Annotated in this window: 24 protein-coding genes and 1 tRNA gene; 7 read left to right on the forward strand and 18 right to left on the reverse strand. The window is 33.8% G+C overall.

Annotation, left to right across the window (positions count from 1 at the left end):
• Positions 1-20: 20 nt before the first annotated feature.
• The 8 genes from AC5YGG_RS17395 to AC5YGG_RS17430 form a co-directional block, all read right to left on the reverse strand.
• Positions 21-2,843, reverse strand: a complete 2,823-nt coding sequence (locus tag AC5YGG_RS17395; RefSeq protein ID WP_496145710.1) for a gluzincin family metallopeptidase — start codon at positions 2,841-2,843, stop codon at positions 21-23.
• A gap of 53 nt (positions 2,844-2,896) precedes the next feature.
• Positions 2,897-4,276, reverse strand: a complete 1,380-nt coding sequence (pyrF, locus tag AC5YGG_RS17400) for an orotidine-5'-phosphate decarboxylase (protein WP_496145711.1) — start codon at positions 4,274-4,276, stop codon at positions 2,897-2,899.
• A gap of 121 nt (positions 4,277-4,397) precedes the next feature.
• The gene (locus tag AC5YGG_RS17405; protein WP_496145712.1) at positions 4,398-4,739 is read right to left on the reverse strand and encodes a YkvA family protein; all 342 of its coding nucleotides are present in this window, start codon (positions 4,737-4,739) and stop codon (positions 4,398-4,400) included.
• Positions 4,740-4,822: 83 nt separating this feature from the next.
• Positions 4,823-5,362 carry a TlpA family protein disulfide reductase gene (locus AC5YGG_RS17410; RefSeq protein ID WP_496145713.1) on the reverse strand — a complete coding sequence of 180 codons (540 nt, stop codon included), beginning with the start codon at positions 5,360-5,362 and terminating at the stop codon, positions 4,823-4,825.
• A 10-nt stretch (positions 5,363-5,372) separates the two neighbouring features.
• The gene (locus tag AC5YGG_RS17415; protein ID WP_496145714.1) at positions 5,373-5,936 is read right to left on the reverse strand and encodes a thioredoxin family protein; all 564 of its coding nucleotides are present in this window, start codon (positions 5,934-5,936) and stop codon (positions 5,373-5,375) included.
• A 17-nt stretch (positions 5,937-5,953) separates the two neighbouring features.
• Positions 5,954-7,024 carry a chorismate synthase gene (gene aroC, locus AC5YGG_RS17420; protein ID WP_167022954.1) on the reverse strand — a complete coding sequence of 357 codons (1,071 nt, stop codon included), beginning with the start codon at positions 7,022-7,024 and terminating at the stop codon, positions 5,954-5,956.
• 50 nt (positions 7,025-7,074) lie between these two features.
• A complete protein-coding gene (locus AC5YGG_RS17425) occupies positions 7,075-8,709 on the reverse strand; it encodes an LIC_10190 family membrane protein (RefSeq protein ID WP_496145715.1) in 1,635 nt (544 codons plus the stop codon).
• A gap of 53 nt (positions 8,710-8,762) precedes the next feature.
• Positions 8,763-9,326: a glycine zipper domain-containing protein gene (locus tag AC5YGG_RS17430; protein WP_496145716.1), complete on the reverse strand. Its 564-nt coding sequence runs from the start codon at positions 9,324-9,326 to the stop codon at positions 8,763-8,765.
• Positions 9,327-9,672: 346 nt separating this feature from the next.
• Here AC5YGG_RS17430 and AC5YGG_RS17435 point away from each other — a divergent pair, with 346 nt between their 5' ends.
• Complete coding sequence (locus AC5YGG_RS17435; RefSeq protein ID WP_496145717.1) at positions 9,673-10,113, forward strand: hypothetical protein; 441 nt, start codon at positions 9,673-9,675, stop codon at positions 10,111-10,113.
• A 386-nt stretch (positions 10,114-10,499) separates the two neighbouring features.
• Here the strand turns inward: AC5YGG_RS17435 and AC5YGG_RS17440 are convergent, their stop codons facing one another.
• The 10 genes from AC5YGG_RS17440 to thrA all read right to left on the reverse strand — a co-directional run bounded on the left by AC5YGG_RS17440 (position 10,500) and on the right by thrA (position 20,016).
• Positions 10,500-11,330 carry a glycosyltransferase family 2 protein gene (locus tag AC5YGG_RS17440; RefSeq protein ID WP_496145718.1) on the reverse strand — a complete coding sequence of 277 codons (831 nt, stop codon included), beginning with the start codon at positions 11,328-11,330 and terminating at the stop codon, positions 10,500-10,502.
• A gap of 274 nt (positions 11,331-11,604) precedes the next feature.
• Positions 11,605-11,832: a glutathione synthase gene (locus AC5YGG_RS17445; RefSeq protein ID WP_496145719.1), complete on the reverse strand. Its 228-nt coding sequence runs from the start codon at positions 11,830-11,832 to the stop codon at positions 11,605-11,607.
• Between the two features lie 539 nt (positions 11,833-12,371).
• The gene (locus AC5YGG_RS17450) at positions 12,372-12,689 is read right to left on the reverse strand and encodes a helix-turn-helix domain-containing protein (protein ID WP_496145720.1); all 318 of its coding nucleotides are present in this window, start codon (positions 12,687-12,689) and stop codon (positions 12,372-12,374) included.
• Between the two features lie 460 nt (positions 12,690-13,149).
• A tRNA-Cys gene (locus tag AC5YGG_RS17455) sits at positions 13,150-13,220 on the reverse strand.
• Positions 13,221-13,279: 59 nt separating this feature from the next.
• A complete protein-coding gene (locus AC5YGG_RS17460; RefSeq protein WP_496145721.1) occupies positions 13,280-13,486 on the reverse strand; it encodes a hypothetical protein in 207 nt (68 codons plus the stop codon).
• Between the two features lie 62 nt (positions 13,487-13,548).
• The gene (locus AC5YGG_RS17465) at positions 13,549-14,913 is read right to left on the reverse strand and encodes a DUF4403 family protein (RefSeq protein WP_496145722.1); all 1,365 of its coding nucleotides are present in this window, start codon (positions 14,911-14,913) and stop codon (positions 13,549-13,551) included.
• Positions 14,914-14,947: 34 nt separating this feature from the next.
• Positions 14,948-15,316: a dihydroneopterin aldolase gene (gene folB, locus AC5YGG_RS17470; RefSeq protein WP_496145723.1), complete on the reverse strand. Its 369-nt coding sequence runs from the start codon at positions 15,314-15,316 to the stop codon at positions 14,948-14,950.
• 5 nt (positions 15,317-15,321) lie between these two features.
• Positions 15,322-16,617, reverse strand: a complete 1,296-nt coding sequence (gene thrC, locus AC5YGG_RS17475) for a threonine synthase (protein ID WP_496145724.1) — start codon at positions 16,615-16,617, stop codon at positions 15,322-15,324.
• Between the two features lie 18 nt (positions 16,618-16,635).
• The gene (locus AC5YGG_RS17480) at positions 16,636-17,556 is read right to left on the reverse strand and encodes a homoserine kinase (RefSeq protein WP_496145725.1); all 921 of its coding nucleotides are present in this window, start codon (positions 17,554-17,556) and stop codon (positions 16,636-16,638) included.
• 9 nt (positions 17,557-17,565) lie between these two features.
• Positions 17,566-20,016 carry a bifunctional aspartate kinase/homoserine dehydrogenase I gene (gene thrA, locus AC5YGG_RS17485; protein ID WP_496145726.1) on the reverse strand — a complete coding sequence of 817 codons (2,451 nt, stop codon included), beginning with the start codon at positions 20,014-20,016 and terminating at the stop codon, positions 17,566-17,568.
• 42 nt (positions 20,017-20,058) lie between these two features.
• Here thrA and AC5YGG_RS17490 point away from each other — a divergent pair, with 42 nt between their 5' ends.
• The 6 genes from AC5YGG_RS17490 to AC5YGG_RS17515 all read left to right on the forward strand — a co-directional run bounded on the left by AC5YGG_RS17490 (position 20,059) and on the right by AC5YGG_RS17515 (position 21,525).
• Positions 20,059-20,262 (forward strand): hypothetical protein, encoded by a 204-nt coding sequence (locus AC5YGG_RS17490; RefSeq protein WP_496145727.1) that lies wholly within the window; start codon positions 20,059-20,061, stop codon positions 20,260-20,262.
• Positions 20,263-20,350: 88 nt separating this feature from the next.
• Positions 20,351-20,545 carry a bacteriocin-like protein gene (locus AC5YGG_RS17495; protein WP_496145728.1) on the forward strand — a complete coding sequence of 65 codons (195 nt, stop codon included), beginning with the start codon at positions 20,351-20,353 and terminating at the stop codon, positions 20,543-20,545.
• A 62-nt stretch (positions 20,546-20,607) separates the two neighbouring features.
• Positions 20,608-20,784 (forward strand): bacteriocin-like protein, encoded by a 177-nt coding sequence (locus tag AC5YGG_RS17500; RefSeq protein ID WP_496145729.1) that lies wholly within the window; start codon positions 20,608-20,610, stop codon positions 20,782-20,784.
• Positions 20,785-20,830: 46 nt separating this feature from the next.
• Positions 20,831-21,028, forward strand: a complete 198-nt coding sequence (locus AC5YGG_RS17505) for a bacteriocin-like protein (protein WP_496145730.1) — start codon at positions 20,831-20,833, stop codon at positions 21,026-21,028.
• Between the two features lie 50 nt (positions 21,029-21,078).
• The gene (locus tag AC5YGG_RS17510) at positions 21,079-21,291 is read left to right on the forward strand and encodes a hypothetical protein (protein WP_496145731.1); all 213 of its coding nucleotides are present in this window, start codon (positions 21,079-21,081) and stop codon (positions 21,289-21,291) included.
• A gap of 30 nt (positions 21,292-21,321) precedes the next feature.
• Positions 21,322-21,525, forward strand: a complete 204-nt coding sequence (locus tag AC5YGG_RS17515) for a hypothetical protein (RefSeq protein WP_496145732.1) — start codon at positions 21,322-21,324, stop codon at positions 21,523-21,525.
• Positions 21,526-21,575 lie beyond the last annotated feature (50 nt).

Here is a 21,575-nt window from a genome sequence, read left to right on the forward strand (position 1 = left end):
CGATAAGCAGTTCTTTTATATTAATACCATCCTCTTCTGGCTGCATTGATGATGGAACCGAGATTAAGGACCAATGTATACCTGATACGTTTTGCATAATCTTTAAATGAAGGTTCAAATCCTAATGAAGATTGTATGGGAAAGTATACTTCAAGAAAGTCAGGAATGATTCTTACCTTAATCCCACTATCCCAAATGAATTTTGTTGGGAAATCTTTATTTTTATATACGCCTGCATCCGCATACACATGAAATATTTTCCATATGCTGGAATCCACGTTTACAGAAGTAATCCAGTGATTCACGCTTCCCGGAAGAAAAGATTTAAATCCACCGTCTGCAAGGATGAACTGCTGTGAAAGAAGTCCGCTGCTAGCACTTTCTCCTAAAAGATTATAGGAAAATGTATAATTGGAAACTCTTGAAATTCCATAGTTAAATAAATTATTTCGGGTATCGTTCCTTAAAAAATATCCTGCAAATAAACGGACGCTCAATTTCTGTTTTGGAGCAAATTCCCATCTGTAAAAACCTTCAGCAGTAATTTTATTAAAATCTTCCATTCCCTGCGTACTCAGACTCAAACTCTTTTCATGAATCATCTGACTGTCGCTGTAGCTATAACCAAGCCCCCAAAGATTATACTTTTTATAATCATCATTAGCAATCATTTTCGGGCTCAGATCTCTTTCAAAGTAATTGTAAGAAAATCCGATACTTCTGCTTACCGTACTCCGTGGATTCTTTCTAAAGCTTAATGTTGAAAATGCAGAAGCTTTTCTGTAAGCAAGATCATAATCATAATGGAAATAAGATCCTGAAACTCCAAACGTAAGACTTCGTATAATGCTTTCAGCGGGAAGGAAAGAGTAGGAGACTGCTCCTGAACCAGTTAGTTTTCCTGTTCCTGTACTATAGGTTGGAGTAAATGAATACAGAAATTTCTGATCAAAGAATGATTGATTTTTTAAATTTACTCCCAGTAGAAATTTATCATATGTATTGTTAAAACGAACCCTTGGGCTGATGTAAATTTCGTTATATTCTGGGTTAGGAATATCCTTTATCAGCTTAAGCTTAAGTTTTTTTGTATTGGAAAATATACCTTTTGCGTAAAGGAAATTATCTCTGTAGCTGGACTCCGGGAAGATATATCCACTATTTAATGTGACTTTATAAATATTATCTGATGCCGGAAGTGAAAAATCTTTGCTTCTTTCATTTTCCTCTGTTTCTATCCAATACGCTTTTTTCTCTCCTTCTCTGGTTTCAGTTTCAAGTTTTACAGGAATAGGAGCATCAGTATTTTTAGCAATTTTAATCTGCAGAGAATCATTTTCCTTTGTAATGCGTTTCAGTTTAAAATTGACTCTGTTTTTCTGTTTAAAAAATTGAAACAGATAATGAGTTGTTTTCTCTTTTTGAGCCAGATCTTTTAAGAAATCATCGGGGTCAATTCTCTTTCCGGTATTTTGTGAAATATAACTTTTTATAAGATCATTAAAGGTTTGATCACCCATTTTATCCGCAGAGTAATTGAAGAGACTTCCAGTTTCAAAACTGCTTATCGCCATATCATTGAAGTTGCTCAATACTCCAAAATCTTCATCTATTTTCTGATCAAGGTTTTGAAGCATAATATATTGATAGGCAAGTCCGTATCGATCCAGTAGCTTTACTTTCGAAGCATGGAAAAATTTTAAAGGTTTGATTCCGAATATTTTCGTTTCAGGCAATGTACCCAGAAGCTTCGTGTCTTTATAGAATTTTTTCAGATACTGAATTTCAAGATATGATTTCAAACCATTTTTAAGCCAGTGATCTTTCTGCTTATCGGCAATGATATTTTCATCAAGAACTTTTTTCGTGATGATTCCAAAATAATCAAGATCTGTTTTTTCAGCGTCTGTAAACAATGGGAATCTGAATTTCCAAAAAGTAATATCATTATTCCCGAAAAAATCTTCCTTTGCTCTGAATTTATCTGAAATAAAGAGACTCTTAGGAAGAGAACCAATTTTTTCTTTTAAAAACTTTAAGTGAAGTGGTAAATAAAACTCAAGGTTCTGCTTTTCATCAGGTTTAAGATTGTAACCGAATTTAATCTCCGTATCTGTGCCTTCCACATTTACTTTGATGGTAGGAGCTGTATAGGAAGAAATTGAGAACTCAGGATCTGAATCAAGATAACCTTTAAAAGAATTCATCTGGATTTGTGGCAAGTTACCCTCGATGAAACTATTCACCGGAATATCAAAATTTATAGTCCAGAATGTATTAAAGCTTACAGATTCTTCAATATCATGGTAATTTCTCTGGGAAATATTGTCCGGATCAAAATGATCCGGAACAATAAAGAAATATTTTAAGGCAATGTTCTGTGCAGATGTACCATATCCCGTAAACTTTTTATCGGGAAGCTGCATCCTGTACTGTAATTGCAGAGTAATGCTTTCGCCTGGCTTTAAAGCGTTTTTCAGAGGAATAAATAAATTTTCATCTGTAATTGAACTAACAGGGATTTCCTGATTTTCTGAATTTTTAATGCGCAGCTCAAGAAGTTTTCCCAGCTCATGATCTTTTGCAAAATGCAGATCATTATTCCTGTCTTCCAGTTTTCTGTAGACTAAAGAGGTTCCGCGTTTGTTATAAGCGGAAACCCAATTCAGAAGTTTTACAGTATTCAGGTCTTTGTCTGAATGATTGTAATAAACAATTTCCTGATTGACCTCAAAGGTTTTTCTGTCAGGAGACAGTTTCGCTCCAATATAAATACTGTCATTCTGTGCGGAAATCTTAACAATTCCACAAAACAAAATAAGGCAAAGGCTGATCTTTTTCAAATATCCGTGATAAAGCTCAAATATAACTTATTTTGTATATACTTTCTAGAATTTTAATTCTGAATTGCTTTTTTTTCCAAAGAATTAATATACGCATTCCAACCTTCAGTTTTATAAGTAACTGCGGCTGCAGCAGGATCTTCAGACTTATAAATTCCTCTTCCTACGATGATGAAATCTGTATGTAAAGTTTTGAAAACGTGCTCCGGCGTATTGTATTGCTGTCCTTTTCCATCTCCTGAATCTGCAAGATTTACTCCTGGCGTGAATAATAAAAGATCTTCAGGGATTTTATTTTGAGAAACTCCACCAATGACATTAGGGTGAGATGCTGCTACTTTTAAAGCTTCCTCACGATAGCTAGCCGTTGTTAATGTACCTTTAGAAGACATTCCTACAATTGCTACCACTCCTACATTTTTGAAGCAGTCCAGAGATTCAAATCCTCCAATGACCTGAGAAGTTACGAAATCTGCCCAATCAGTAATTTTGAAAACTCCGCTTGTGAATTGCAGCTCCTGAGTATTTCCAATATCAGCAAATTTTCTGTCCTCCATTAATAAGAACTGATGTTTTGCCGCAATTTCCTTTAAAGGAGTGATTGTTTTTTCATATTCAAAATCAGAAATAATATCGATATGTGTCTTTAATGCAATGATATGAGGACCTACTTTTTCAGCAAAATCCAGTAATTCCTGAGTTGTGGTAACATCAGCAGACGCAATAAGGTTAGATTTCTTTGCTAAAGCTGTTTCCAATAATTTCTTTGAAACAGAATGTTGTGCATTACTCAATTTTTGCTCATAGGATGCTCTGGTTTCCTCTTCAAACTGAATATGATTCCCCAATAAGAAATCCTGAATTCTCTTCACTTCTTCATCAGACAATTCCCCAGTCTCCTGAAGAATTCCACACACTTCAGAAATATTGAAAAGAGTGTGTACTCTGTATCCCTTGCTTTCCAATAATTGTTTTCCACCTTGCTCTCTGTCCAATACCACTACAATATCAGAAACTTTAAGGTCTTCCTGTTCTATCTCAGGAATTGTTTCCAGCAAAGATTTTCCGGAAGTGATCACGTCTTCTACCAACAGGCAGTTTTGTCCTTTCTGGTAAATACCTTCAATCAGTTTTTTTGTACCGTAGCTTTTTGCTTCTTTTCTTTTAATAATTAATGGAATATAGCTTTCCAGTGACATCGCTGTAGCCATAGGAAGAGCAGCGTAAGGAACTCCACAGATTAAATCAAAATTATCCAATGGAAGCATTTCCAATAAATAATTAGCAAGATTTTTTAAGATTTTAGGATCGGAAGCCAATGGTCTTAAGTCTACATAAAAAGGGCTTTCAATACCACTTTTTAAAGTAAACCTTCCAAATTTAATGATACCTAGCTTGTAGCACTCTAAGAAGAATTCTTTTTTACTTTCCATTATTTTTTATTAGATGTTGCAAATTTAAGGATTTGAAATAAGGCTTAAAAATTTATCACCCCATACTTAATAAAAAACCATCCTGAAATACTCAGAATGGTCTTAAAATTATAATAAACTATTATTTTATAATTTCGGCATCAATAAGTTGAGTGCCCTTATATTTTTGTTCAGCTTCCCAAAGTAAAAACTTATCTACTTCTTTGATGAGCTTTGGAATAGTAAGGGATAAAACGGCAAGGTCATCCATTACTCCAAGTACCGGGATAGCAAATTCAGGAAGAAGGTCAATAGGAGAGATGACATATAAGATTCCTAAAAGCGGAAGAATAATGTCAATGGATTTCATAGGATAAACTCCTTTTCTCCATAATTTTACCATTCTGAAAATATCAGGGATCTTTTTGACAAAGCCCTTATGATTGATGGCTTCTTTTGCAAGATTTAATTTTGAATATTTCATTTTGTGTTTGGATTTAAACAAATTTTTAACGATATAAATTTCACAAATCCTGTACCAACAAATTATAAAATTTAGTTAAAAATTTATTTGATGATATTGTCAATAAACTGATGCACAGTTTCTGAGTCCCAATCTTTTGAAGCATCTTCTTTGATGAGGATTCTCCCTGTCTTATCTAAAAGGAAAGTAGTAGGAAAAACTTTTGGAAGAATTTTTTCAGAAATAGGGCTCTGAGCAATATACACCGGAGCTGTATAATTATTTTCCTTTAAAAATTTTCTTACATCCTCTTCTTTGTCATTCATAGCAATGAGTACAAAGTTTATATTCTCCTTTCTTGTTTCATATAATTTCTGAATGCTTGGCCATTCTTTTCTGCATGGTGGGCACCAGGTTCCCCAGAAATTAAGGAAAACAGCTTTATCTTTAAGGTTTTTAAGGTTGGTGCTCGGAACATTAATACCTTTAAGGTCTATGTCGTAATCTTCTTCATTAATGTGCACTGCATTTTCAATGGTAGCAATAGGAAAAAACTGATTTTTCAGAAAATTCCTTACTCCCGGTATGAAGGCAATGATACCAATCACGGCAATTATTATAATATAAATGATACCTTTTTTCATATTCCGTTTTTTATAACAGATCTAAGATTTCCTGAACGGCATCTTTACCTCTGTTTTTAGCATAATAAATCTGTAGGTCATTATAGAAAGTATCTTTTGGATATCCTTCAGGATCAGCCTTGTATTTCATTAATAACTCATATCCATATTTCGGACGTGGTCCCCAGGAATTTTTCACATTAAAATCCTTATCCAAAATAAGAACTTTAGGAATAGATTCTGTGCCGTTGGTTAAAAATTGGTTGATCAGGCTTTTATCACTGTCTCTCAGAAAAACTCTGATGTCATTATGACCTTCAAAGAATTTAAAAAGAGCGGGAACTGTTGCGCTGGCATCACCACACCATGCTTCAGAAATAATTAAAATTTTTCCGTCAAAGTTTTTTGCTTCCAGTTGTTTTCTCTGATCTTCATCCGGAACGTACTTTTTAACAGTTCTGTCCATTCTCTGAAGTCCCAGTTCGTAATATTGTTTATATTCAGCTTCCTGTTCGTTAGCTGGATTTTCTAATCTTTCTTTTGCAATGTGAAGGTATTCTTCAAATGAAATTCCTTTATCCCAGTAATTTTCCATTACCAAAAATATTTATGTTAAAAATTATTGATGTTTCTAGTTTTGTTGATCAAAAATAAATCTGCCAGTACGAATGCGGCAAGACTTTCCACAACAGGAACTGCTCTGGGTACCACACACGGATCGTGACGTCCTTTCCCTTCTACAATCACAGGATTTCCATCTTTATCAATGCTGTCCTGAGGTCTCAGAATCGTAGCTACGGGTTTGAATGCTACACGGAAATAAATATCCATTCCATTGGAAATTCCTCCCTGAATTCCTCCTGATAAGTTCGATTTTGTTGTAAAATCTGTATTGAAGGCATCATTATGTTCCTTACCTGTCATTTTTGCTCCACAGAATCCGCTTCCATACTCAAAACCTTTACAAGCATTGATATTCAGCATTGCTTTTGCCAATTCTGCCTGAAGCTTTGAAAATATGGGTTCACCAATTCCTACAGGAACATTTTTGATGACGCAGGTAATGGTTCCTCCAATTGTATTTCCTTCTTTTTTGATTTCCTTTATTCTGGCAATCATTTTTTCTGCTGTTTCAGCATCCGGACAACGTACATCATTGCTTTCCGTTTGAGAAAAATCAAGAGCCTGATATGGTTTTTCACAGAAGATATCACCTACAGACGAAACGTATGCATTGATCTCAATTTCCGGCAAAAGCTGTTTTGCAAGAGCTCCTGCTACAACCCAGTTCATCGTTTCCCTTGCAGAAGATTTACCTCCGCCGCGGTGGTCCCTGAATCCAAATTTCTGATCGTATGTGAAATCTGCATGACTAGGACGATATGCTCCTGCAATATGGTCATAATCTTTTGATTTCTGATTTTCGTTTTCAATAATAAAACCGATGGGGGTACCTGTCGTTTTTCCATCAAAGATTCCGGAAAGAAACTTTACTGTGTCACTTTCTTTTCTTTGTGTAACAATAGCTGACTGCCCAGGTTTTCTTCGGTTCAGTTCGTATTGAACCTTATCAAGATCTACCGTTAAACCAGCCGGGAAATTATTAATGATACCGCCATAAGCCACTCCGTGACTTTCTCCAAATGTTGTAAGACTAAGAAGATTACCTAATGTGTTGAACATGATACAAAATTACCTTTTTTTCTTCAGATAATAAAGTTTCTGGATATGTTCTATTGATCAATGTTTTCGATAGTATGAATCACGGTCTCTGCCTCTCTTTTCTCTTTATAAGTCATTCTTTTCCAGATAAATCCTTTTGTAATATCTTTTTTGTTGATAAGTTGAGGGAAAATTCCGACATTGATATCATCATAAATAAAGCTTGTCGAGATAGCAGGAAGAGGCGTATCAAAATTATAAGGATAGCTTTTTGAAACGTTGAAAGGAAGATTTCCGATCTGAAATTTTTCGAACTTGCCATATTTATAAACGGATGGCTGATAAAGCTGTTTCTGTTTAAATCCAGTCATGAAGTTTCCCAGTTTGAAACTAGGAATATATTGTTGTATAAGCCCCGGAAAGGAGAGTAATGAAATAAATAATACGCTAAATCCGGAAAAAAGTAAGATGGATTTTCTTTTATCAAAAAACTTGTAAAACAGAACAAAGAATATTACAAAGAATACATCAATAAAAAATCTGTATTGTGCAGAAAATATTAAGACGAGCGCACTTTTTATCAACAAAGAAATACAGATTAATGTGATCAGTTTTCTTTTCCTGATCCATGTAAACACACAAAAAGAAATTAAACTGATGATAAAAAGTATATGGATTATTGATTTGATACCTTTTAAAAAGAACCAGTTTTTAATATAATCTATTGTTGAGAATCGTTGGATTTCTTCATAAGAATATTGCATATCATAGGTTTTCATGATAGCATATTGAGAAGAAATTTTTAATACCTCGGGATTAGGCTTCCATGTAAAACCAAGATCACCAAAGGCTACGGGAAATAAAGGATAACCAAAGGTCCAGATGTTTTTAACAAAAAACAACACTAAAATTGAACTTCCAAAGAGCAATTTTTTACTACCTGATTTCAAGATAAAGATATTATAAAAGAATATCAGAACAGGCAGCCAGATCATAGTAGGTTTTATGGAAAAAACAAAAGCCGAGAAAGCAAAGAGTAAGGACGCTTTTTTATTTCCTGCCAGAATCTCATTTAAAATCACTAGAGAAAAAATCAGAACAGGCAGATCGGGGCTTGGTGACTGCGAAAATAATAAGAGTATGGGTAAAATACAAAGCTGAATCCAGCTTTTTCTTTCAATAATATATAAAGTGTAAATGATCAGCAGAACAGAATTTATTCTTAGAAATGGATCTGAAAAATTTGAAAATCCTGCCTGAAAGATATGCCAGGTCGACATTTGTCCCAGAATAAGGTCAAGATTGGAAATACCTTTAATTAATCCATATTCTGTAAGCCATTTGACCGTTGGAACATAATATCCAAAATGATCCAGAATATAAGGATAGAATGAACCTGCAAACAATACAATGATAGAAGTAATACTTCCTAAAAAAAAATCTTTTCGTGTACATCTATAAAATTCCAGATAAAGCTTCTCTCTGAAAAAATAGAATAATCCAAAAGAGGCAGTGATGATCTCAACATAAATATTCAATGGAAAAAAAAAAGAAATTAAAGTCCAAAGAATGCTTATTCCCATAATTCCTGACAAAATTTTCCCTGAAACATCAGGAAATAAAGTACCGAAAATATTTTCCATCATCTTTCCCAGCCCTGCTAAGACCGAAATGATGAAAATGGAAGAAAAAAGAAGCAGTATCATAAAAAAAGATTGCTTAAAAATAAGCAATCTTTATATGTTATTGTGAAAAAATATTATCTGCGGGGTTGTACTCTTCCGTCTTTTCTATCTTGTGATCTACCAATTGTATATCCTGTAGCTCCACCTACGACACCACCGATTACGGCTCCAAGTCCTCTGTTTTTCTTAGCGATAATAGCACCGGCAGCGGCACCTCCTACAGTTCCAATGATTGTACCTTTAGCAGCTTTACTCATCCCTTTCTTCTGGGTTGTACCTTGTGAAGAACCACCTCCATTGTCTGCATATCCTCCATTACTTCCTCCTCCTGAATTAGAATTGGAATTTGAACTTCTGTCTCTGTATACCGTTCTTGTTTCTCTGATCACTCTTGGTTTTGAATTATTTTCAGCAGTAGCTTTTGCTTTTTTGCTTTCCGAGATACTGTCTGCTTTTTTTTGAGCTTCATAGACTAGTTTCTCTTTCTCAATAGCTAGCTTTTGTCTTTCGATATCAAGCTGTCTTGACTGGAATTCAAGTTTTTGTTGTTCCAGTGATTTTTCAGCAGTTCTGTCATCTTTCTTGCAGGCCGTTAATAAAAAAACGGATAAAAAACCTGCTAAAACTATCTTTTTCATAATCCAAATTTTAATAAGCTTAAGCCAAAACGGCTTAGTTTTAGTTTTATTTTCAATTATGGAGCCAAATTTAGTTAAAGAGTGTTAAAGTTCATAGGAAAAACAAAGCTGTTCATTTAAAAACATGATAAAATTGCTGTAAAGAAGGAGGTTCTTTAATATGTTAGGAATTAATTTATTTCATGAAAATATTTTCAAATTCAAATAATTCTTCTATCTGAATTTATTACTGCCCTTTTATTAATACATAAAATTTTATTCAGTGTATTTGTAATTTTTAGTTAATCAATAGTTTTTACTGAGTTCATTTAGATTGATTACTTTTGAAGTACAAAATTACTTTAATATGAGAAAATCAATTTTTACAGTTTCAGCTGTTATTGGATTATTGGCTGTTACTACTTCGTTTTCTTCTACAGATGTAGTGGAAGGTTCAAAAGTTCGTTCGGAAGTTTCAGATAAGAAAGTGGTAAAAACTTACCCTGTTCGTTATGGACTTCTTTCTAAAAGCGGAACAAAAATTCTTTCAGGTTCTGGATTTGATCTTGGAGGTTTTGTTGCTAAAAACACTGTTACAGGAGAAGAATATTTTAGCGACAGATATCATGATCGTGCACTTCCTCAGTTTTCTGAAGAAGATCTTCCTGAAGGAACTTATGAGTTTTCAGGAATTCAGGGTCAAGGTGGCTGGGTAGGTTATGGAACGATAGTTGCTGCTGTTTCTGATGAAAATTTAGATGCAGACGGATATATTACAATCTATATTCCGATTGAATGGGAAGAATAACTTTGTGAAAACAAAAATATTTGTCTAAATTTACCAATCCTCGAAAAGAGGATTTTTTTATCAAATCATAACTAAAATAAGTTATTCTATTTGTAATATTTTGATTTTTTGTTAAAAAAAATAATCAAAAATAAAAATATGAATAATATGACAATATTCTGTTTGGATTTTTCTAAATAGATTTTTTTCATCATTTGTGTTTTTTGGGCCTCCTGAATGGGGGCCTTTTGTTTTTGGCATTTTACACAATTAATGAGAATGCTTTATGATTCTACTCATATTATCTAGAATATAGATTGGGTAACTTTGAATTATAATCTAAGAGAAATTTTCTATTCCATATTATCCTTATGATGACAAAACTCCTCACAATGAGGAGTTTTTGTTTAAATTTTTAAAGCTACTTTTATTTTATTGATCAGACGATGAATTTTATTTGTCTGATAGTTTAACAGCTGAAATATTTCCTGAGGGTGAGTATATGTTTCTGGAACCACCTGATTGTTTATTATCTTAATTCCTCTTCTTTTCATTGTTTCATGAATCACTTTTGCAAATGAGACTTTCGCGCTTTGCTTTGCTTTTTGCTGGGAAATTCCTTTTGCGTGAAGTCTGTAAAAATACAAAGGTTCTTTTATATACTTTACGTCACCATGCTCAAGAATTTTTAAATATAAATCCTGATCAACCGCGCTTTTTAATTCTGGATTGATACCGGAAGTTTTGAGATAAATTTCTTTTTTAAAAGCGAAAAAGTGAGCAAATTGGATAGGACAGTTGAAGAAATAGCGATCATTGTATATCTGCTTGGTGCTGGCAAAAACCTTATCGGGAACCAGTGAATCATTGCAAAGCATCATTTGAGAATAGGATGCAACGATATCATTCTGGTAAGTAAATTCCTGAATTATTTTTTCAATGGCTTCAGGATAGATAGCGTCATCAGGATCCAGATAGGCGCATATTTCTCCGTTCGCATATTTCATACACTCTCTCTTGGTAAAGCCACATCCCTGGTTGATAGAGTTGTGGTATATTTTGAAGCGAGGATCGTCTTTTATTAAGGATTGTATAATCTCCACAGAGTCATCGGTTGATGCATCATCTACTATGATGGCTTCCCAGTTTTCATTGGTCTGATTGATTAGCGAGTTATAGCAGTCCTTAAAATACTTTCCATTATTATAGTTTGCTATAAGTATAGAAAATTTTATCACAATATTTGGAGTTAGTTTTGTAAATATATTAAAATCTAAATAGTAAATGTGTTTTTTAATGATAGGATATCTGATTTTTTCTCTTATATTATAAGTGAATTAAAAAATAATATGATGTTTTATGAGTGTAATCATAAATTTAATAGAGTTAATAAATTTAATTTCGGAAAGGAATTAAAAGATTGATTTTATTTCTGATATAAAATTTTTTTTCATCATTTGTGTTTTTTGAGGCCTCTTTCGGGAGGCTTTTTGTTTGTGATGAACTCATGGTTTATTCATCAAAAATAATTCGACCATCGAAGGGATGATCCCAAGTAACAAAAATACTGTCATTCAATCGGCGTATTAATGCCTGTACCATTTCATATTCACCTTTTTCATCTAATTTCTGTACAATAAGATTGATGCCTTCACCTATTTCAGCTGTTTTGAATTCAATCAGGTATTGTTTCTCATTATTTTTTATAAAATCATTTTTTGTAAATTTTTTTTGTGACATGATGTTTAAATTTAAATGGTTGATTTAAATAGAAGAATAAATTATGCCAAATAGTAAATTTCTCAATGATGATAAAGCTGAGATTATATTAAAATTAATTTGAACCTATAATTAACTAAATGTTACTTTTTTTAAAATTATTGAATTTTCATGTATTTTTTTTATGATGTAATTATTTGTTATTTAGATTGGTTAAATATTGGTTATTTTTTTTTAATGTATGTTAATTTATATTTTAAAATATAATAGTCTAAAAATGAATTCTGAAAAAAAATGATTGTTTTTTTCAAAATTTGTAAAAATTGGCACGATTTTTCAATATAGAAACATAACTCATGTTTAATTTGAGTTTTCATGGTTATTAGTTTTTATCCTCGGAATTTCCGAGGATTTTTTTTTGAGTATATGATGCTGCTCATAAAAGGCTGAATCTTCTTTGTATTATCTTTAATCAATAATTTTCTATCCATTATTACTTTTTGCATTATTTATCAAGCTTCTCTCCGGAAAGAGAGGCTTTTTATATTGAAAGGATAAGATTAATTGTTAAGAATATTTTTTAATATTTCGATTTTTTCATGCAGGGCAATATTTTCCTTTTCAAGCTGAGAAATATATGCCTGAGGATTCTCATTTAATTTTTCAGCGTGTCTGTTGCTTATATAATCGTCTTCATAAATTTCTTCTACAGAAACATTAAAGAAAATGGCGATCCTTTCCCATTCGGCTTTAGTTATTTTAATATATCCACTTTCTTTTCTGCTGTAGTTGGATACCTCGGTAGGGATAATATCTGCTACTTGCTGTTGGGTATAGCCTTTTTGTTTTCTTATGGTTTGTAGCTTTACTTTTTTCATTTGGTAGGCTTTGCACAAATTTGTTGAAAAAAGAATAATCTGTTTTATGGATTTCCGTAAGTAATAAGGGATCAGGTGCAAAAGTTGTGGACTAAGTAAAAAGTTTAGTTAATCTGAAGAAAAAACAAATTATCTTTTTACTCCTCTAAGCTTTATACTTAAATTTTATTTAAACGCAAAGACATGATGGAATTGATTATTGATAAGGGAGCTAAGAAAGCGACAAAAGTCGCTGATGAAGCGATGTAGATACGCGTATGCTTAGAATCAATACAATTGATTCAAGCTTTGCTTCCTAAAATACAACACCAGATAATAGAAATCCTTTGCGTTAAATTTTAAAATTAAACAGATCTAAATATTCTAAGCCCCACAACTTTTGCGCTTGATCCGTATGAAGTTGGGTTTTATTTAAGTATAGGCATAAAAAAACCTCTAAATAAAATTTAGAGGTTTTGTGAGGTACCTAGCGGATTCGAACCGCTGTAGATGGTGTTGCAGACCACTGCCTAGCCGCTCGGCCAAAGTACCATGTTTTACCATTTTTGAGGTGTGCAAATATAGCTAAATTTATATACAAACCAAAGTTTTTATGCAATTTCTTTCTTTCCCAGACTGTCAATTTCTCTTTTTGCTTGAATTTCAGTCATATAATTTTTTAGATTAATTACGCGTGTATAGCTCCAGCTATCTTGCCATCCGTTTATCCCAAGAAAAGAGAGTGCATCAAAACGAACCAGTCTGGAAAGAGTTCTGTACATAATTTCTGATCCATAATGAAGCTTTATGGTATTCAACAATATTTAAAATTCTTTTCATGGGTTGGTTATTAGTTTTTTTTGAGTTGATTTTTGATGCTTTAAAATCCGTTGACAAGAAGTTTTAATGTAGCATTAGTATTAATAACAGCAGTAATTCCTGTACTGTTAAGAAGGATTTTGCTTGGCTTTAGGTTAAATACCTTTCCACTTATCTTTAAGCCTTTGTAATATTCTTTATTGAAAGCTTCTTCAATACTTTTTCTTGAGGTTTCTTCAAGTTCCTGTGTGGGAATTCCATATTCTTCTTCAATCATTTTAATAATTTTTCCCTGAAATAGGACGGATGCTGTTTTTTGAAGAATATTCATTGTTTTCAGCTTGAATTTGGTATCAGAAAGAACGATTTTTCTTTTAGCTTCATCATACACAGGGATTCCTGAAATGACAGAAGTTCCTTTGATATAACCATCTGTCTGAGCTTCAATTATAATTCTGTCATCCACGCCATATACTCTGATATCGGTTACTTTTACCTTTGAATCTCTTATGTCAAACTCTTTATTTAAAAAAGTTTTTCTTGCCATATTACTCGCTTCAGTAAAAGGAATATTTGCGGTAGTTTGTAACAGGAATTTATCTGCAACAGTAGGAGAGAAGCTAAAATTAGCTGCTGAAGCTACAGGCAGGGACGCTGCCGGTTTATTTCCGGTAAAAGTCTCAGAATAAATATCAATACCAAGTGTTGCATTGATTTGATTTCCATAAAACTTCAAAGGGGTGATATTCACACCCACCGGGCTTATTTTTAACCAGGTATTGTATTCTTCAGATATGTTGAAAGGCTGCAAAAAAGTATTCCATGCCATCACTGCATATTGCTGGAAATTCAGTTGAGTAGCCATTTGCTGATCGATGGTTTTACAGAATTTTTCCTGTTGCTCTTTAAGGCTTTTTTCAACAATAGGAGTGATAGGAATCTGTATTCTTCCGTAATCCAATACAGGTTTTGTGACCCATCGAAATCCATTAGGTCGGGTGCTGGTAGTAATCGTCCAGTTGTTTTTTAAAGTAACGGTTGTATTGAATGACATTACGGTCTCAAACGTTGTATTCTGATAGGTGTAAACGCCCAATGTTCCCAATCCTTTTTCTGCCCATATTTTTAACGGAACTTCAATCAGAAGGTTCTGACTTGTTCCTCCTACCAAACGGATAGGTCTTGTTTTCCAGACTTTTACTTTAAACTGATCATTATTGTTATCCGTGTAGGAATCATCCTGATAGACAAGATCCTTTACGGAAGCATTGATCATATTGCTAAGCTCCGATAAAGGAATTGTTACAGGCATGGTAATGCTGGATTTTATCTTTGGAAAATTATAATTTGCCAACTGATTATCAACGCTGGATTGACCAAAAACGTTGATAAATGCTACTAGAAATAATATTTTTAAGAGTCTCAATGTTGTATTTTTTTATAAAGCGAAAATAATAATTTTAATTTTCCGGTTTGAATCCTTTTTCCAGCTCAATACTTGCCCCTTTCATTTCTCCCTGCATTGGAGGAGCTGTCTTGGTGATCTTAAGCTTGATATAATCAATTTGTGGAAAACGGTCATGGATTTTTGAAATAATTCTTCCGGCTACATGTTCCAGAAGTTTGGATTTTATTTTCATTTCTCCATGAATGATATCATTAATGTCTGCATAGCTTATGGTATCATTCAGATCATCAGATTCTGAGGCTTTCCACAGATCGGTGTGAAGCTCTACATTTAAAATATAATAGGTGCCAATAATGTTTTCTTCAGGTAAAACTCCGTGGTAGGCATATATTTTTACATCTTCAAGGTATATCTTGCTCATTGTCTCTAATTTTTATCAAGCAAAAATCGTCTTAATTCTTCAAAATCAGAATTTATTTCTATAGTTTTTTTCTCCTTTTTCATCAGATCATTCAGAGATTCGGGGACTTCAATTTTTGTTTTGATGGCTTTTTCTACTGCATCAGGAAATTTAACCGGATGAGCTGTACCCAGAATAAAGCCTTTCTTTCCTGTAAGATATTGATCAAGGGAAGCAAATGCTACAGCGCTGTGTGGCTCCAGAGTATATTGATATTTTTCATAAACATCCGTAATCGTCTGTATTGTTTTTTGATCATCAATAGTGTATGCTGATATTGTATGTTGTAAAGTATCAGATTCATTATTGAAAAGTTCTAAAATCCTTACAAAATTACTGGGGTTCCCTACATCCATAGCATTAGATAAGGTGGCTATAGCTTTTTTAGGATTAAAATTCCCTGTTTTAAAATATTGAGGAATTGTATCATTCGCATTACAGGCTGCAATAAAATGTTCTGCAGGAAGTCCTCTAAAATGAGCCAGAAGCCCGGCGCAGATATTTCCAAAATTCCCACTTGGAACACATATTACAGGTCGTTGTTTCTCTGTTTGCTGCCATTGTTTTAAAGCCAGCAAATAATAGATTTGCTGAGGAAGCCATCTCGCAATATTAATGGAATTGGCAGAGGTTAAAAACAATAGATCGTTGATCTCTTTGTTGGAAAAAGCCTGTTTCACTAAGCTCTGACAGTCGTCAAAACTGCCGTTAACTTCCAGTGCATAAATATTTTTTCCTAATGCGGTAAGTTGTTTTTCCTGTACGGGGCTTACTCTGTTTTTAGGATAGAGGATGACAACTTCAATTCCGGGAAGATCGTAGAAGCCATCAGCGACAGCGCCGCCTGTATCTCCTGAGGTTGCAACAAGAACAGTAACTTTTTTATCCTGATCTTTTAAAAAGTAGGATAAGCATCTGCTCATGAATCTTGCGCCAATATCTTTGAAGGCTAAAGTAGGACCATGAAAAAGCTCCAGAATTGATATGTTGTCATTTATTTTTTTTAATGGAATATCAAAACTAATGGTTTCGGCAATGATGTTTTTTAATACTTCCGAAGGTATTTCATCCGCAATAAAACTTTTCATGCATTGATAAGCGATCTCCTCATCAGAATACTGTGAAAGGTTTTGAATAAATTTTTCATCAAATTGCGGAATATTTTCAGGGAAAAATAATCCTTTGTCTTTTCCTTGTCCTTTTATGGTCGCAGTCTTGAAGTTAACATGTTCCTGACTGTCTTTTAAATTATAATATTTCATTGTTTTAATGTGATTGGGTTATTCAATAATTTCAATCCCGAATGGATTTATTTTTGAAACATATACAAAGCTTTCGATCTTCAATTCATCATATATTGATTTCATTAGTAATGCAATTTTTTCAGCGGTTTCCTTTTGTTCTGCTAGCATAAAAATCGAAGGTCCTGATCCTGAAATTCCACCACCAAGGGCTCCTGCTTGAAGACTCTTTGTTTTAACTTCATCAAATCCTGGAATTAAAATACTTCGTACAGGTTCTATGATGACATCGTTGAGACTTCTTCCAATCAGAGCAAAATCATTTTTCTGAATTCCGGCTACCAGCCCGGCAATATTTCCCCATTGCTCAACGGCACTTTTTAACGTGATATTTTTCTTGAGAATCTGTCTTGAATCGGAAGTTTTCACTTCTACCTGCGGATGTACTGCCGCCACAAATAAATTTGGTGAATTCAAAGGAATTATATCTATTGGACTTGTTGATTTCACCAAGGTAATTCCTCCATAAATGCAAGGTGCAATATTATCTGCATGTCGTACTCCGGAGGCTAGTTCTTCTCCAAACATGGCAAAATGTATCATCTCATCTTTTGACATGATATTTCCCAGTACAATATTGGCTCCCAGTGCGGCTCCGGCGGCGCTAGCCGCACTGGAGCCGAGCCCGCTTCCTGGTTTTATATGCTTATGAATGATCACCTCAAAACCGGTTTTTAGATTAAAATGCTCCTGAATTTTTAAAAGTACAATCCCCGCAACATTTTTAGAAGGTTCTTCAGGCAGTCCAAACTGATCTTTATGATGTATAATAATCTCAGGAGTTTCCAGTAATCTGATCTCCATTTCATCATAAGGTTCATGGATTGCCATACCAAGAATATCGAAGCCGCATACCAGATTGGCTACAGTAGCCGGAATTTTAAGTTTTACTTTTTTCATATTTAAGTTTTAAATTGAACGGATAATGTCTGCAAAAATGCCACTTGCGGTTACTTCAGCGCCTGCACCGGCTCCTTTGATTACCAATGGCTGTTCGGAATATCTTAATGTTTTAAAAATGACAATATTGTCTTTTCCGTAAAGATGGAATAGATCGCTTCCCGAAGCAACATGCTGTAAACCTACTTTTGCTTTACCATCTTTAAACTCAGCGGTATATTTCAATATTTTTCCGTCTTTCTGAGCACTCAAAAACAAGGCTTTAAAATGATCTTCATATTCCGTAAGCTTTTCATAGAAATGTTCTACACTTCCTTCCATACAAGCTTCAGGTAAAAATCCAATATTTTCAATTTCTTCAAACTGTAACGGATAACCTGCTTCTCTGGCAAGGATCAAAATTTTACGGGCTACATCAGTTCCTGATAAATCCAGTCTTGGATCCGGTTCTGTATAGCCTTCTTTTTGAGCCTGTGCTACCACTTCAGAAAATGTTCTGCTTCCATTATAATTATTGAAAACAAAATTTAATGTTCCGCTTAGTACAGCTTCGATGGATGTTACTTTATCACCACTTTTAATAAGATCATTTATGGTTCCTATCACGGGAAGCCCTGCGCCTACATTGGTTTCAAAATGAAAACTGCAATTATGATTTCTCGCTGTGTTTTTTAAGATTTTATACTGTTCAAAATCGGATGAGGCTGCAATTTTATTACAGGCAACAATATCGATGCTTCTTTTTAATAGGCTTTCATATACTTCCGGCACTTCCTGGCTTGCTGTAATATCCACGAAAATGGAATTTCTCAGATTCCGGGATATAATTTCTTCTGCAAACCCTTTTGGTGAAGCTTCTTTTCCAAATTTTATCCAATTGGAATATTCATTTTTAGGAATTCCTCTGTCTTCAAAAATCATTTTTCTACTGTTCGAAAGCCCGGCAATCCTTAAACTGATGAGATGATTTTCCCTTAAATATTGATTCTGCTCGTAGATTTGCTCAATAAGTTTGTTTCCTACATTTCCGGTTCCACAGATGTAAAGATGGATTTGCTTGATTTCGGATTCAAAGAATTCTTCATGAAGTACATTCACTGCTTTTTTAGCATCATTTTCAGAAATAACAACACTGATATTTCTTTCGGAAGAGCCTTGTGCAATCGTTCTTATATTGATTCCATTATTACCTAAGCAACTGAACATTTTAGCGCTCACACCGCTTCTGCTTTTCATCTTTTCTCCAACCACAGCAACAATGGAAAGACCAGTTTCAATACTAACGGGAGCTACTCTTTTTAATTCGATATCATCTGCAAAGGAAAAATTAATTGCATTTTCAGCTGCCAACCTATCTTTCTCATGAATAGCAATAGTAATTGAATGCTCAGAAGAGCCTTGTGTTATCAGAATAACATTGATTTTTTCATTACTCAGGCATTGAAAAAGCTTGGCTGAAATACCAGGAATTCCAACCATTCCGCTGCCTTCGAGAGTAAGTAAAGCAATATTGCCCATATTTGAAATTCCTACCACAAGCTGTTGTTGTTCTTTCTTTGAAACGTTCAGATTATGAGAAACCAATGTTCCCAACGCTTCAGGTTCAAAAGTGTTTTTTATTTTAAGATCAATGTTTTTGATCATAACCGGCTGAATTGAAGGTGGATAAATAACTTTTGCTCCGAAATGTGACAATTCCATAGCTTCATGATAAGAAATTTCTGCAATGGGTTTGGCGTGGGAGGCTAGGCGGGGATCTGCGGTCATCATTCCACTTACATCTGTCCAGATTTGAAGTTCTTCAGCATTTACAGCAGCTGCGATAATTGCTGCGGTATAATCTGAACCTCCTCGTCCCAAGGTTGTTATATGGCTTTCAGCATCAGAGGCGATGAATCCCGGGCTCATGAAGATTTTGTTTTCATGTTGATCAAGATACTTTCTGATGTTATATTCAGTAAGATCAAAGTTTACCTTTGCGTTGGTAAAATTACTGTTGGTTTTGATCAGTTCGGAAGAGTTCATCCATAAGCAGTCCAAGCTTTGATGTTGAAGCCTTGCTGCAATAATATTTGAGGATAAAAATTCACCGTAAGAAGCTATTTTATCCTTTATTCTGTCTGTAAGTTCACCAAGAACATAGATTCCATTATAAAGATCTTCAATATCGTTACAGTGTTTTTTTACAAAACTTAATAGTGAACTTTGCTCTGAAATCGGAATGAGTTCTTTGACAAGATTTAAATGTTTTTCTTCAATGTTTTTAAGGTTCTGAAGATAACTTTCATTTTTGTCAGAGGCATTTTCAGCACCTTGAATGAGTAGATCCGTTACTCCATGAAGTGCTGATACAACGACTACCACTCTGTGTTTTGAAGACTCTTCTTTAATAATATCTTCTACTAAAAGAATGTTCTGAGAATTGGCGACTGATGTACCGCCGAATTTTAAAATTTTCATCAATGATTGATTTGAGGTTAGAAAAAATAAAAGTGCTACTCTTTGAAAAAAGAGTACAAGGTACCGGAAATAATATGTGAAAATTTACCCCTTTATGGGGTAGTCGTTGTAGTTGTGAATGTAGAAACAGAAGATATGCCTGAAATAGGTGATTTCAGGGCAGAAATATCAGATATGTTTCTTAGAAAATTCATTGTAACTGAACAAATGTACAAATTATTTTATAATAGCCAACTTTTAACATAATAAAATAATAAGTCTTTTTTGAGAGAAATAATTTGTGTAATTGATTAAAAATCTTACATTTATAATTCAAAACTATAAAATAATAATCATGAAAAATTCGAAAAAAATTAAAAGAGAAAATTTAAAATCCATTAATGGAGGAGGAATTGGTACATGTAATGAAAATTGTCCTGAAGGACCTTACGGACCCGACCAGCCAAAATCATGTGCCGATTTTCATGGTTTGCCTGAGTGTTGTAAACGTAGAGTATTGGCAAGTTTTGAATGTTTCGAACCCTTTTAATCATATAAGAGCATTGTTTTACGATGCTCTTTCTTATTAATAACAATCAAAATTAAAACATTATGAAAACAATTAAAAAATTATCAAGAGAACAACAAAAAAGTATCAATGGTGGTTTTACACAGTTTCAGATTGATACTTGTGGTGGAGAGCAATACGTATGTTTTATGAGAGGTGGATCAACGGCGTGGGGATGTTCTTTAAAGCCTGGTGGAACGTGTTATGATCCAATGTTGTAAGGAAAAGGAGGATAGCTGTATCAAACTTATTTGATCAATAAATATTATGAAAAAGTTATCAAGAAACCAGCTTAAGACTCTTAATGGAGCTAATGGAACTCTTTGTAATGGATGTCCTATTCAAAACATGTATGGTCCAGGTCCTGAATATGACGGCACTTGTGAGAATTATTTTGCATTACCCGGCTATTGCAGAGACCGACATTGTGTAGGAGTAAGCAGATCTTGCTTCGGAGACTTATAGTATCGTTGTCTAATAGAGCCGTAATACATTAACCGATCAAAAATTTAAATATGAAAAAGGTATCAAGAACAAAACTAAAAACAATCAAGGGTGCCCAAATGAATGGGTGTGACAGATGTTCCACTTCAGGAAACTATGGTGATGGTCCTGAATATACTTACAGCTGTATGAGTTTTTGGGGATTATCAGCCGAGTGCAGAAACTGTGTAGATGTAAGCGCAGACTGCTATGGTCCTGATTATTCTGATTTTTATAACAGATAGAAATATTACCATCAAAAAATTAAAACTACTATGAAAACTATAAAGAAATTAAGCAGAAAAGAGCTTGAAGAATTACATGGAGCAGGACCATCCAGATGTGGAGGATGTCCACAGAATGCTACTTATGGAAATGGACCTAATGATTATTCGTGTGATACCTACCAGGCACTTCCCACTTATTGTAAAATGTGTGTGATTGTAAGCAGTGACTGTATGGATGGTGGATTATCTTAATTAAAAAAATCTAAGAAAAATAAAAAAAGGCTGTCTCAAAAGTGAGACAG

The organism is Chryseobacterium sp. CS2K3, from assembly GCF_059515185.1.